General features: G+C 57.1%; 12 protein-coding genes. 8 read left to right on the forward strand and 4 right to left on the reverse strand.

What is annotated here, in order from left to right:
* Positions 1-46: 46 nt before the first annotated feature.
* Together Q0775_RS09440 and deoC are read right to left on the reverse strand one after the other, a co-directional pair.
* Positions 47-2,383, reverse strand: coding sequence for an aldehyde dehydrogenase family protein (locus Q0775_RS09440; RefSeq protein ID WP_298859603.1), 2,337 nt, complete (start codon positions 2,381-2,383; stop codon positions 47-49).
* A gap of 20 nt (positions 2,384-2,403) precedes the next feature.
* Positions 2,404-3,405, reverse strand: a complete 1,002-nt coding sequence (gene deoC, locus Q0775_RS09445) for a deoxyribose-phosphate aldolase (protein ID WP_298859605.1) — start codon at positions 3,403-3,405, stop codon at positions 2,404-2,406.
* Between the two features lie 421 nt (positions 3,406-3,826).
* On the opposite strand from deoC, the gene Q0775_RS09450 reads away from it, so the two are divergent.
* From Q0775_RS09450 to Q0775_RS09485, 8 genes are all read left to right on the forward strand, one after another.
* Positions 3,827-4,438 (forward strand): rhodanese-like domain-containing protein, encoded by a 612-nt coding sequence (locus Q0775_RS09450; RefSeq protein ID WP_298859607.1) that lies wholly within the window; start codon positions 3,827-3,829, stop codon positions 4,436-4,438.
* 5 nt (positions 4,439-4,443) lie between these two features.
* Positions 4,444-5,697, forward strand: coding sequence for a LysM peptidoglycan-binding domain-containing protein (locus Q0775_RS09455; protein ID WP_298859610.1), 1,254 nt, complete (start codon positions 4,444-4,446; stop codon positions 5,695-5,697).
* 172 nt (positions 5,698-5,869) lie between these two features.
* On the forward strand, positions 5,870-7,282 hold the full coding sequence (gene puuE / locus Q0775_RS09460) for an allantoinase PuuE (protein WP_298859612.1): 1,413 nt from the start codon (positions 5,870-5,872) through the stop codon (positions 7,280-7,282).
* The gene (locus tag Q0775_RS09465; protein WP_298859614.1) at positions 7,279-8,088 is read left to right on the forward strand and encodes a bifunctional allantoicase/(S)-ureidoglycine aminohydrolase; all 810 of its coding nucleotides are present in this window, start codon (positions 7,279-7,281) and stop codon (positions 8,086-8,088) included. Before puuE ends, Q0775_RS09465 begins: the two co-directional genes overlap by 4 nt.
* Positions 8,085-8,573 carry an ureidoglycolate lyase gene (locus Q0775_RS09470; protein ID WP_298859616.1) on the forward strand — a complete coding sequence of 163 codons (489 nt, stop codon included), beginning with the start codon at positions 8,085-8,087 and terminating at the stop codon, positions 8,571-8,573. The genes Q0775_RS09465 and Q0775_RS09470 overlap by 4 nt, the downstream gene beginning before the upstream one ends.
* 123 nt (positions 8,574-8,696) lie before the next feature.
* Positions 8,697-10,535, forward strand: a complete 1,839-nt coding sequence (gene mutL, locus Q0775_RS09475; protein WP_298859618.1) for a DNA mismatch repair endonuclease MutL — start codon at positions 8,697-8,699, stop codon at positions 10,533-10,535.
* Positions 10,532-11,707, forward strand: coding sequence for a DNA recombination protein RmuC (gene rmuC, locus Q0775_RS09480; protein WP_298859620.1), 1,176 nt, complete (start codon positions 10,532-10,534; stop codon positions 11,705-11,707). Before mutL ends, rmuC begins: the two co-directional genes overlap by 4 nt.
* A gap of 112 nt (positions 11,708-11,819) precedes the next feature.
* Entirely contained in the window at positions 11,820-12,173 is a 354-nt protein-coding gene (locus Q0775_RS09485) for a pyridoxal-phosphate dependent enzyme (protein WP_298859623.1), read from the forward strand.
* Here the strand turns inward: Q0775_RS09485 and Q0775_RS09490 are convergent.
* On the reverse strand, positions 12,163-12,807 hold the full coding sequence (locus Q0775_RS09490) for a ChrR family anti-sigma-E factor (protein ID WP_298859624.1): 645 nt from the start codon (positions 12,805-12,807) through the stop codon (positions 12,163-12,165). The genes Q0775_RS09485 and Q0775_RS09490 overlap by 11 nt on opposite strands.
* A gap of 5 nt (positions 12,808-12,812) precedes the next feature.
* The gene (locus tag Q0775_RS09495; RefSeq protein WP_298860020.1) at positions 12,813-13,319 is read right to left on the reverse strand and encodes a sigma-70 family RNA polymerase sigma factor; all 507 of its coding nucleotides are present in this window, start codon (positions 13,317-13,319) and stop codon (positions 12,813-12,815) included.
* Positions 13,320-13,490: the final 171 nt, after the last annotated feature.

The raw sequence follows: 13,490 nt of genomic DNA on the forward strand, positions 1-13,490 counted from the left end.
TGCGGGGGCATAGATGATGGGTTTAAATCGCCAAATGAAGCGGGGGTTACTCCCCGTAGGGGATCCAGATATTCTTGACCTCGGTTGATTGGGTCAGGAATGTTTTGGTGTCCGGCTTTGCCCAATCAATCGCTGTGCCATTCTGGACCCAAGTGCGTTTGAGGTTGCTGGCAGAGCCATGTTCGATGGTGGCGTCATGTGCAGGGTCGGTAAAACTCCACACCGCATCAATATCCATGTGGCGGGCCATAGTGTCTGCTACGTCGACATGCGGACCTGTCAGGATATTGACCACGCCTTCGGGAACATCTGATGTTTCCAACACTTGCGTAAAATCGGTTGCGGCGAGGGGGAAGGCCTCTGACGCGCTGAGGATCACGCGGTTGCCCATAGCAATTGCGGGGGCCATCGTGGCGATGAGGCCTAGCAATGGATTGTCAGCAGGGCAGAGGGCGGCGATGACCCCAACGGGTTCTTTCATCGCAAGCGCCACGCCACGGATCGGAACGCCGTGGATTTGACCGTCGAATTTGTCGGCCCATGCGGCATAGGTGAAGAGGCTTTGCACGGCAGCATCGACTTCTCGGGCACCTGATTTGCCACCTTGCATCTGATCAAGGGTGTGGGAAAATTCAGCGTCCCGTGCCGCAAGGTTTTCAGCAATGAAATACAGAATTTGGGCACGGGTATGGCCTGTAGTTTTGCCCCAGCCTTTTGCCGCCTGCGCAGCTTCGACAGCGTTGCGAATGTCCTTGCGGGAGGCATTTGGCACATGGCCCAATAGCGTGCCCTTTTTTGACCAGACGGGAGTGGAATAGCCGCTGTCAGGACGGGTTTGTTTGCCGCCGATATAGAGCTTTGCGGTGCGATCGATGCTATCTTCTGGTGCACCTTTGCCCGTCAGGGGGGCGATTTTTTTGACCGCTTTGCCCTTTTTGGCGGGTTTTGTGTAGGCAGCTAGCCCTTCCCAACCGCCCTCACGGCCAAAGCCGCTCTCGCGTACGCCGCCAAAGCCTGCGGCGGCGTCCATCATGTTTGTACCGTTGATCCAGACGATGCCAGCGGCGAGTTTTGGGGCTATGTCGAGGGCGAGATTCACATTCTCGCTCCACACAGTCGCGGCAAGGCCGTAGCGCGTGTTGTTGGCGATGCTCACGGCCTCTGCCGGGGTGCGGAAGGTGGTGGAGACAAGGACGGGGCCAAAGATTTCCTCCTGCATCAGCGTATCAGCAGGGTGCAGATCCGTGATGAGGGTGGGGGGGTAGAAACTACCTTCCACGGGCATCTCGACGGCGGCGACATGGGTCGTACCTGCGGTATTGGCGTTAATCATGCTTGTGATTGCGTCGAGTTGTCTGGGGTCGACGATTGCACCCACGTCGATGCTTTTGTCCAAGGGCGAGCCTATGCGCAGTTTGTCCATGCGGGTGCGCAGTTTGGCGTGGAAGATGTCAGCGATAGGTTCGTGCACCAGAAGGCGGGAGCCTGCGCAGCATACCTGACCCTGATTGAACCAGATGGCGTCGACCAGTCCTTCAACAGCGGAGTCGATGTCGGCATCGTCGAACACGATGTAGGGAGATTTCCCACCTAGCTCTAGCGACAGGGCTTTGCCGCTGCCTGCGGTGGTCTCACGGATGCGGCGGCCTACGGTAGTTGAGCCTGTGAAGGCGACTTTGTCGACGTCGGCGTTCACGATCATCTCGCCCACGGTGCCATCGCCTGTAACGATATTTATGACACCTTTTGGCACACCTGCTTGGGCGCACATATCAGCGAACAGCAGCGCGGTGAGAGAGGTGTACTCGGCGGGTTTCAGAACGACTGTATTGCCCATGGCCAGCGCAGGCGCAACTTTCCAAGCCAGCATGAGCAGGGGGAAGTTCCACGGGATGACTTGGCCGCAAACGCCGAGGGCGACGACGTCAGGCAGTTCGCTATCCTTCAGTTGGGCCATGCCTGCGTGGTAGTAGAAGTGGCGCTGGGCCAGCGGGATATCTATGTCGCGCGCTTCGCGGATCGGTTTGCCGTTGTCGAGGGATTCCAGCACGGCAAACAAGCGGCTGTGCTTTTGAAGTAGACGCGCAATAGCATAAAGGACCTTGGCGTGGGCATGACCGCCTGCGGCTTCCCACTTGGGCTGGGCGCGGCGTGCTGCTTTTACGGCGGCGTCCACGTCCGCTTGGCTCGCTTGAGTCAAGTGCGCCAGGATTTCACCATTGGCAGGATTGCGGCTTTGAAACACTTCGCCGGGGGTGGTCATGTCCCCGTCAATGAAATGTCCAAAGCGTGCGCCCTGATCCACGATCCATGCCAGCGCTTCGGATGCGTTTTCGGGGGCGGTGCCATAGTCCATGGTCTCGAATATGTCGGATACGGTCATCTGTGAATGTCGCTCTCGGTTCAGGATGTGGGGTGGCGGTAGCCAGCGGAGTAGTTGCCGGTGACGTAATGCTCAAGCTGGCGTTCGATATCATTCAGCAGAGAGGATGCGCCAAAGCGGAAGAGGTCAGGCTGGAGCCAGCGGTCGCCCAGTTCCTCTTTGATCAGTGCAAGGTAGGTGATCGCATCCTTGGCCTTTGAGATGCCGCCAGCAGGTTTGTAGCCGATGCGGTAGCCTGTGTGATCGAAATAGTCGCGGATTGCGCGGATCATCACGAGGGTGACGGGAAGGGTCGCGTTGACACTTTCCTTACCTGTCGAGGTTTTGATGAAATCGGCCCCCGCCATCATGCAGACCAGCGATGCACGTGCGACGTTGCGCAGGCTGCCCAACTCACCCGTGGCAAGGATCGCTTTTACATGCGCATCACCACAGGCGGCACGAAAGGCGCGCATTTCGTCATAGAGCGCTTGCCAATTTCCCTCCAGAACGTGACGGCGGGAAATCACAATGTCGATCTCAGCAGCACCAGCGGCGACCGACTGCTCGATCTCGGCGATGCGCAAAGGGAGAGGTGAGAGGCCTGCGGGAAATCCTGTGGAAACGGCAGCGACGGGAATGCCGCTGCCGCGCAGGGCGATCACGGCGGGCGCAATCATCTCGTGATAGACGCAAACTGCACCCACTGTGATGGGAGGCATGTCCATTGCCTCAAGCGTTTTGGCCGCGATGGGCTGGCGTGCTTTTGCACAAAGCCTGCCCACGCGCCGTGCGGTATCGTCGCCTGATAAGGTGGTGAGGTCGATACACGTCACGGCCTTAAGCAGCCACGCGGCCTGATACGCTTTTTTCACCGAACGACGGGCTGGCAGGGAGGCGGCGCGACGTTCAATCGCGGAAGTGTTTGCTTGGGCGCCGAGCACCCAATTGAGGTCAAGCGGGATGCCCGCGTTGCGCGGTTCAGTCACTTGGGGCAGATGCGCAGTGTGATGGGTGGTCGCAGAATAAGTGTCGACGGACATAAGGCGGTGCCTTTCGTGCAGGTTTATCCCCAAACTCGCATGTCCGGCCGATGGATGGCAAGGCAAGCTCGCGCAAGGTAACGCGCCGGGTTGAGACTCTTCTTAAATACAGAAACTGACGCAGCGTAGCGCTTGGTCAAAGAGGCTTTGTTTGGATGAGTGTTTCTTTGTCTGTCTTGCGCGTCATTACCCGCTAAATAATTAACTTTTTACTTTGAAACACGCGGTTTGGGGTCGAAATTCAGCCATGACGCTGTGAATTCACGCTATGGTAGAAGGGTTAGGCATCTTTTCCCCTTTTTAGTCCGTTTTTGCTTTGACGACTGATTCGCTCTCAGACTATATCTGGTCGCAACATGTTCGGATTACCATTTTTGTGGCAGCAAAAACTATATATGGTGTCCAAGGTCTGGGGGACGACATGATTAAACGAGCAGCATTTTTCGCTGCCGCACTTTTTGTGCAGGCAGCAACCGTTGAAGCGCAGGATTATTCCACCACCGCACAGGTGGCGTTCAACTTTGGCGGCACACGTATAGAGATTGGCCCGAATGCCTCCGATGCTGCAACCTATGCAGGTCGGTTTGCTGCGTTGCCTGCATCCTGTGATCCTTATTGCATCGCACCTGCAACGGCAGCGGTTGGAATCGATACGCTTATCGAGGGGGAGGTTCTGGATTTCCTTGTGACTGCCGTCGGTGAAAATACCGGATTGCTGGTGGACGCGCGTATGCCTGATGGCCGTGCTTTGGGATACATTCCAGGCTCGGTGAGCTTGCCGCATGAGACAATGGCTGCAGAGAATGAATTTCGTGACGAGATCCTCAAAGCGCTTGGTGCGCGTGCCTTTGAGGATGTGTTTAATTTCGTTGACGCGCAGAACCTTGTCGTATTTGACAATGGACCCACACAGAATGACGCAGGAGTTTTGATCTCGCATCTTCTGGAAGTAGGCTATCCACCGGAGAAGATCCGCTATTATCGCGGTGGTATGCAGGTGTGGTCCGCTGTGGGTCTGACAGTTCAGGAATAATGATTTTGAAAACCCATAAGCCGAAAATCTCGTTTAATATGTCGCCTGACCTTGGTCCGAAACATACGCCGCAGCAACGTGATGAGGTCCAACCATCGCATGGGGAAGCGGTGTCGCAGGATGACCAGTATGATGCCGTACCGGAGCTCCAAGAGGATGTGACAGCCTATGAAGCTGTAGAAGCGCCGGAGCCGGAATTCGAGACAATACGGGACCGCGAATTTGACCGGATGGAATGGGAGCGCCGTCTGACGGAGCCTGCACCTGCTGCCGACCTTAGCCAAGAACCTGTGCCTGAGCCTGTCGCCGAGCCAGTTGCGGCGATGGCACCACCAAGTCACAAGCACGCCCGTCTGGCTGCGCTTGGCCAAATGGCACCGCGCGAGCTTTCGTTCTTGGAGCGCAATGGGTCGATGTTAGCTGTTGCAGGCGTCATTGGTGTGACCTTCGTCCTTGGGCTGGGCACCGCGATGTGGTTGTTTAGTGGAAATGATGCTGCCACAGAACAGCAGGCGACGTTCTCTGCTCCGATGACGGAGCCGTCGTTTCAGGACACGCCAACACGTGCGTTGACACCCGATATGACGGACGTGAGCGACGCCGTGGCACAAACAGTAGCACCTACAGAGAAGGTGGCCCCTTCGGGATTAACGGCGGCTGTCTTGGCTGGGCTTCAACCGCAAGCGGCAGCCCCCCAAGCACAACAGGCAAGCAACGCCCAACTTGCGAGGAAAGCGCTGGAAATCCTCGGTCGCAACAAAATTCGTATGCTGCGTGAAGGTGTGATGGCCGATGTTTACGACATTGAAACCTATGTCAAAGACGGCGTGACCCGTGTGCGGTTGCGCACGATCAATGCACCGCTGGTTGACGCATATACCTCTGATGTTCTGCTCAAAGCGATGGTGAAAGGGCAGATCGAAATGTCCAAGTCCCTCATCACGCCTGAGGGCAATGTTGATGTGGAAACGATGATGTTTAACCTCGTACAAACTGCGCTGCGCAGCGATCACAGCAACGCGGGTATTACTGCAGCAAACGGGATGTCGCGCAAGATTTTTGCAGCCTCTGTTGCGCGGACTCAAAACGTAGATGGCAGACGTGTTTATGACGTCCAGACCGGCGATAGCCTCGCCTATATCGCACTTCAATTCTTTGGAAATCCTATGGCGTACGAGCGTATTCTAGAGGCCAATCCAAACACACTACAATCTCCCGAACGGATCCAGATAGGCCAGCGGTTAATTATACCTAGCTGAAATAAGAACAAAAAGATGTCTCAGTGACAATCGGGCGAGCAGCGGGCTGGACAGAAATGTCCGGCCCGACTGTTTTGAAAACCATGTACGTTACGCTGAGATCAGCGTTTGCAAATTGCGCGGGGCGTCGGTTTTGTGCAAGGTGACGGCACAGTGTGCCAAAGGAATATCAATGATCCGCTATCCCAGAGATTTCACCGGTTATGGCGCATCACCCGTCGATCCCAAGTGGCCGAACAGCGCACGGATCGCGGTTCAATTTGTCCTCAACTATGAAGAGGGCGGAGAAAATAATATCCTGCACGGGGATGGCGGTTCTGAGGCATTCCTGTCCGAGATTATAGGCGCGACCTCTTGGCCTGCCCAGCGCCATTGGAACATGGAGAGCATCTATGACTATGGTGCGCGAGCAGGGTTCTGGCGGCTGCACCGTTTGTTCACAGGCGCGGGGGTGCCTGTCACAGTTTATGGCGTGGCCAGCGCACTGGCGCGTGCGCCCGAGCAGGTGGAAGCGATGCAAACTGCGGAGTGGGAAATCGCCAGCCATGGTTTGAAGTGGATTGATTACCGTGACCACAGCGAGGGTGCAGAGTTCGCCGATATGGCAGAAGCGATACGCCTGCATACCGAAGTTACGGGGGAAGCTCCGCGCGGCTGGTACTGTGGCCGCACCAGCGTCAATACCGTGCGTCTTGCTGCGCAGACGAGTGCTTTTGATTATATCTCGGACACCTATGACGATGACCTGCCCTATTGGTCTGACATTGCGGGCACAGATCAGTTGATCATTCCCTATACACTCGATTGCAACGACATGCGGTTTGCCACGCCGCAGGGGTTCAATTCGGGTGACCAGTTCTACACCTACCTATGCGATACCTTCGATGCGCTTTATGCCGAAGGGGTGAATGGAGCCGCCAAGATGATGTCGGTTGGCCTGCACTGCAGGTTGATCGGACGTCCCGGTCGGATACAGGCTCTGGCGCGGTTCCTTGAATACATCAAAGGGTTCGAGGGGGTCTGGACCCCGCGGCGCATCGAGATTGCCGATCATTGGCGCGCGTATCATCCACCTGTTGTCCGCCTGCGACCAAGTCGGATGGAACGGGCCGAGTTTGTGAAGCGGTTTGGCGGCGTGTTCGAGCATTCTGCATGGCTCGCCGAGCAGGCGTTCGATCTGGAACTTGGCCCTGCGCATGACAGTGCTGCGGGCCTGCACAATGCGCTGGCGCGGATGTTCCGCTCTGCCTCACAGGCGGGGCGCCTCGGCGTGCTGAATGCACACCCCGATCTAGCGGGAAAGCTTGCGGCAGCTCATCGCCTCACGGCGGAAAGCACAGCAGAGCAGGCCAGCGCGGATCTGGATGCGCTCACCGATGCGGAGCGGACGCGGTTCACCAGTTTGAACACGGCCTATGTCGCCAAACACGGATTTCCCTTTATCATTGCGGTAAAAGATCACAGTAAAGATAGCATCATGCGTGCTTTTGAGGCGCGGATCGCCAATGAGACTGACACCGAATTTACCACCGCCTGCAAACAGGTAGAGCGCATTGCGCGCATTAGATTGGATCAACTTCTATGACCTATGCATTTCCCCCCGGCGGTTTGCCAGATCAAACAGTCTCGCCCGAAGGCACCGCCGTTTTTACACCTGCCTATGCTGTTTTGCCTGCCGTCACCCAGCGCGATATTGTCACCAGCTTCCTGCCCGGCTGGACAGGGATGCGCATGTGGGTGCTCGCGCGTCCCATGTCTGGCTTTGCAGAGACTTTTAGCCAATACGCGGTAGAGCTTGCTCCGACAGGCGGCACTGACGCGCCCGAAGTCGATGAAGAAGCGCAATCGGTTGTCTTTGTCGCCTCTGGCCAGATTACGCTTAACATCGACGGTTCGCGCCATGTGCTGGAGGCGGGCGGCTATGCTTATATTCCACCGGAGGCGATGTGGACGATCTGGAACGACAGCGATGCAACGGCGCAATTTCACTGGATCCGCAAACGGTATGTTGGTGCCGAAGGGGTGGACCTGCCAGAGGCATTTATTACTTCTGACCAAGCAGTTGCCCCCACTGTTATGCCTGATTGTGATGGCGTCTGGGCCACCACGCGCTTTGTCGAACCTGACGATCTGCGCCACGACATGCATGTCAATATCGTAACCTTCCAACCCGGTGGCGTGATCCCCTTTGCCGAGATCCACGTAATGGAACACGGTCTTTATGTCCTGCAAGGGAGCGCCGATTACCTGCTCAACAAAGACTGGGTGCCTGTAGTTGCTGGCGATTTCATGTGGCTGCGTGCCTTTTGTCCGCAGGCCTGCACGGCGACGGGCGATCAGCCTTTCCGCTACCTTCTTTATAAAGACGTGAACCGTCACATGCCGCTATGAGTGTTAAGCTCTACACCTCTCCTCTAACGGCGGAGGCATTTGCGCCTTTCGGTGATGTGCTGGAAATCAACGGCGCACCTGATAAAATCATCAACGCGGGTCTATGTGGCCGCTACCATGACCGCGCTGCACTTGATTTCGGTAACGAAGGGCGTGCTGGGCTGAGCCTGTTTAGCGCAGAGCCTCGCAGTCTGCCCTATAGTTTTGACCTTTTGGAGCGGCACCCTGACGGAAGTCAGGCATTTATCCCCATGACGGAAAACCCGTTTCTGGTGATCGTCGCGAAAGATATGAGCGGCAAACCAGGCACACCGCAAGCGTTCCTCACAGCACCGCATCAGGGAGTGAATTTCCACCGTGGTACATGGCACGGCGTTCTAACTCCGCTTGCCGCACCTGGCCTATTTGCAGTCGTGGACCGGATCGGAGCGACACATAATCTGGAAGAAGTCACATTTGATAGGCCATATACGGTTGTCGCCTGAAGTCATCCTTCATTTGTCCAATTGAACTCAATTCCAAGGGGGCCACGAGCACCTCAAATTAACGGTGGATAACACCTGTGCACTGCTTTCAGAATCGCGGATCGTTGTGCTAGGTATTGGGGCATGACCCAATCAAACCCCAACATAAGCGCATCGCAACCGATAATTCGGCAGCTTGACGAGACTGCCATCAACCGTATCGCGGCGGGCGAAGTCGTAGAGCGTCCTGCCTCTGCTGTGAAAGAACTGGTCGAAAATGCCATCGATGCTGGGGCCACGCGGATCACAGTCGAATACGCAGACGGCGGCAAGACCCTCATCCGTGTGACAGACGATGGGTGCGGCATTGCGGGTGCGGACTTACCCCTCGCCCTGTCGCGCCATGCCACGTCCAAGATTGACGGCAGTGATCTGCTGAATATCCATTCCTTCGGCTTCCGTGGGGAGGCGTTGCCCTCGCTCGGCGCTGTGGGCCGCCTGACAATTACCAGCCGCGCTATTGGGTGTGACGGGGCCGAGATCAGCGTGACGGGGGGCAAACATGCCGCCGTGAAACCTGCGGGATTGAGTGCTGGCACAGTCGTAACCCTGCGTGATCTGTTTTACGCCACGCCTGCACGGTTGAAATTCCTGCGCACGGACCGCGCCGAGGCGCAGGCGATTGGCGATGTGATCAAGCGGCTCGCCATGGCGGAACCTTTTGTGCGCTTTGTCTTGCGCGATGTGTCCGGCGATGGTGCAGGCCGCGATGTCTTCCGCGCCGAAGCTGAGCAGGGCGATCTGTTCGAGGCGCTGCATGGCCGGTTGCGTCAGGTTTTGGGGCGGGAGTTTGCGGAGAACTCCCTTGCTATCGATGCGGAGCGAGACGGTTTTCACCTTACGGGATTTGCAGCGTTGCCCACTTATTCTCGCGGCTCTGCCGTGGCGCAGTATTTGTTCGTGAATGGCCGTCCTGTGAAGGACAAGATGCTTATCGGTGCGCTGCGAGGCGCCTATTTTGATTTTCTGAGCCGTGATCGCCATCCTGCGGCAGCACTTTTTGTGGACTGCGACCCCAATCTGGTGGACGTAAACGTGCATCCCGCCAAATCCGAAGTCCGCTTTCGCGATCCAGCAATTGTGCGCGGCTTGATCGTATCGGGCTTGCGTCATGCACTGGCCAATGCGGGGCACCGAGCCTCCTCCACCGTGGCCGATGCCACCCTCGGTGCGATGCGCCCCGAGGGGCAGGGCGAGGCGCGGGTGTATCAGATGGATCGCCCCTCAACAGGCGCGCGCTTCACAGCCCATCAGGCCCAAGCGCCCCAGGGTTTTGCCGAGACGCAAGGCGTGTGGGGACGGGTTGAGACGCCACGTGAGGAAGTTCAAGAAGAGCGTACCAATTACCCCCTCGGCACGGCACGCGGTCAGGTGCATGAAAATTACATTATAGCGCAAACTGCGACAGGCATGGTCATCGTGGATCAACACGCCGCACATGAGCGCCTGGTCTATGAGAAGCTCAAAAAACAGATGGCGGAGAATGGTGTTCCGTCCCAAGCGCTACTCATCCCCGAGATTATCGAGCTGTCCTCCTCTGAGCGTGCCGCGATATTGGAGGTGGCTGAAGAGTTGTCGAAATTCGGCCTCGGGATCGAGCCCTTCGGCGGGAATGCCATCGCCGTGCGCGAGACGCCCGCGATTTTGGGCGAAGTCAACGCGGAAGCGATGATCCGCGATATTTTGGATGAGTTGGAGGGCGAGGGTGAGAGCCTGCTCGTGCAAGCGCGGATTGAAGCAATCCTGAGTCGCGTTGCCTGTCATGGCTCCATCCGTTCAGGCCGATGGATGCGCGGTGAAGAGATGAATGCCCTGCTGCGCGAAATGGAGGCGACGCCTCATTCGGGTCAGTGTAACCATGGCCGCCCTACCTATGTCGAATTGAAGCTGAGCGATATTGAGCGGCTGTTCGGGCGCACATGATCCGGCTGGGTGGTGTACAGTTTGATCTCACCGATCCTGCTATTCTGGCGGTTGTCATCGGGTTGAGCGTCCTCACGCTCATACTCCTTTTACTCGTCGTGCTGCTTTTGCGTTCCGCACGTATTCCTGCACCGCTGACGCATCAGCTTTATAGTCTGAGCAACGGACAGGAGCAGTTACGCGGTAATCTGCAAACCGTGTCCGACACACAGGCCCATGCGCAAACGCAACTGATCCAAAGCCTTGAGACCCGCCTCGCTACTGTGCAGCTTCAGATGCAGCAGCAGTTGGCGCAAATGCAAGAGCGTACTAACCAGACGCTGCACGGGTCTGCCCAACGCACAACAACGAGCCTGACGCAGTTGCAAGAGCGGCTGGCCTCTATCGACAAGGCGCAGGACAATATTACGAAGCTGTCAGGGGATGTTCTGTCGTTGCAAGATATCCTGAGCAACAAGCAGACACGCGGTGCGTTTGGCGAAATACAGCTGAACGACATCGTCTACAAGGCGCTGCCCTCTGACAGCTACACCATGCAAAAGACCCTCTCGAACGGACGACGGGCGGATTGTCTGATCCACTTGCCCAATCCGCCCGGACCGATTGTGATTGATGCGAAATTCCCGTTGGAGGCTTATGAGGCGCTGCACCGTGCCAAGACGGATTGGGAGCTTAAATCAGCCGTGGCAAACATGCGGACAAGCGTGCGTAAGCACATTCGCGACATTTCCGAGAAGTATATTTTGGATGGCGAGACAGCAGACGGTGCGCTGATGTTTCTACCTTCTGAGGCTGTTTATGCCGAGCTGCACGCGAATTTTCCCGAGCTGGTGCGGGAGGGGTTTGACGCGCGGGTCTGGATTGTTTCGCCGACGACCTGCATGGCGACGCTGAATACTATGCGGGCAATTTTGAAAGATGCGCGGATGCGCGAGCAGGCGGGCGAGATCCGCAAGACTTTGCGCTTGCTCCACCGTGATGTGGAGCTTGTGGTTAGCCGCGTGGCAAAGCTTGATACCCATTTCCGCCAAGCAAGGGAGGACCTCGAGGGTATCGGCACTGCAGCAGAGCGGGCGGGGAAACGCGCTGCGCGGTTGGATAACTTTGACTTTGAAGAAGTTGAAGGCGACGATACGCCACTGCCATTGGTGAAAGGACCGCCTGTTGTGTGACCGATCAAGCCCCTGATATCAGCGCCCTGTCGCTGGACGCGATCCGTGCAAATTCGGCTGTTCTGGCGGGGGAAGTGATACGCAACCTTGTCTGACACGTGATACGGGCCTCATGGCAGACGTGTTGGGCAGGGGTGCGGCGGTGCTCAAGCTAGAGTGTTTTCAGCATACAGGCACATTCAAAGCACGCGGTGCGTTGTCGGTGGCGCGCAGCCTTCATACAGAGCAGCTTGCGCGAGGGGTTACAGCGGCCAGTGCGGCAAACCATGCGATTGCAGCGGCTTGGGCAGCGCGGCAGGTTGGCGCCTCGGCAAAAGTGGTGATCCGGGCCAACGCCAACCCCTTCCGCATTGCCATGGCAAAGGCGCAGGGCGCCGAAGTCATCATGAAAGCACCGGGGGCGCAGACATACCTCAGGCTCATGGTGCGGGGCATGCCTGCTTTTGAAGCGCTCGTTAAATCCTAGCGAACTTTTGCCAGATGCGCGGCAGCCAGCCATCAAAGCGCAAGGGCGCGTCAGTCACGGCAAGGCAGATGCAGTCTTCGTGAATGTCGGCCACAGGGATGTGTTGCACGTCCTTGTCAGCAACTTCGATATCCCCACGCGCGAAATAGCCGTCATCGTCCTGAAACGCGCCTTTGAGAACAAGCGTCAGCTCTTTTCCGTTGTGGCCATGGTCTGGCATCGCAGTCCCCGCAGGGATGCACAGCAAACGAGCAGTGGCCCCTCTGGATGTTGGCAGGATCGCCTGCTTGACCCCCATGCCGACAGGGCGCCATTTGATACTATCGAGATCACCGCCGACATAGTTGAGAAGAGGCGCAGGCAGATCGCCTGTAGCTGTGGCAACAGGTGCAGCGTCAAAACCGTCATCAAGCGTTGCCAAGGTTTGGGCAAGACTGTCTGCGGACATTTCACTGCCCGCATCGTCCAGCAACGCGCCACCAACAGCGTCATAGGCGAGTGCCTGTGCGCGACAGGTGTCACAGAGCGACAGATGCGTTGCGACGATCAGGTTGAACGCTTCGGGCAGGGTGCCAGAGGCATAGCCCATCAGCGTGGCGTCATCGAGATGATGTTTGATGTGTGTTTGTGTCATGTTGGCTACTTCATGGCGTGGCGCAGGCGGTCCAGCGCGAGGCGAATACGGGATTTGATCGTGCCAAGAGGCAGACCGGTGATTTGAGAAATTTCCGCTTGTGTCAGCTCGCCGAAATAGGCTTGTTCGATGAGCTTGCGCTGGTTCTCGGGGAGGGCGGCGATTGCTTCGACCAATCGCGCACTTTCTTGCTGCATTTCTAGTACGGCCGATTGTTCCGGCTCTGGCTCTGGTCCCCACGTTAGCTCTTCGGGTTCGGGTCGGCGATCGCGGCGCAACATATCAATGCGGCGGTTGCGGGCGATGGTAAATATCCAGGTGGAGACGGAGGCGCGGGTAGGATCAAATTGGTCCGCCTTGCGCCAAAGTGTTGTCATAACATCTTGGGCGCATTCCTCGGCAGTGGTCGCATCGGTGCCCGATTTCATCAGAAACCCTTTAATTCGCGGGGCAAAATGGGCAAACAGCGCGGCAAATGCCGTACGATCACGGCCATCGCGGACGCGGATCATTTCGTCAACCCAAAGCGATGTTTTGTCTGTCTTGTCGTTCACGCACCGGCGCCCTGCAAACTTCACTGGCCCCGCCAAAACTGGATGCGCCTGCGGACTAATACCGTCAGGCGTTCTGCGCGATGAGGTCTGTGTATTTGCTAACATGTCTCTAATACGTGGCAAAGCGGT

Source organism: uncultured Sulfitobacter sp., from assembly GCF_947499945.1.
Taxonomy (GTDB): domain Bacteria; phylum Pseudomonadota; class Alphaproteobacteria; order Rhodobacterales; family Rhodobacteraceae; genus Sulfitobacter.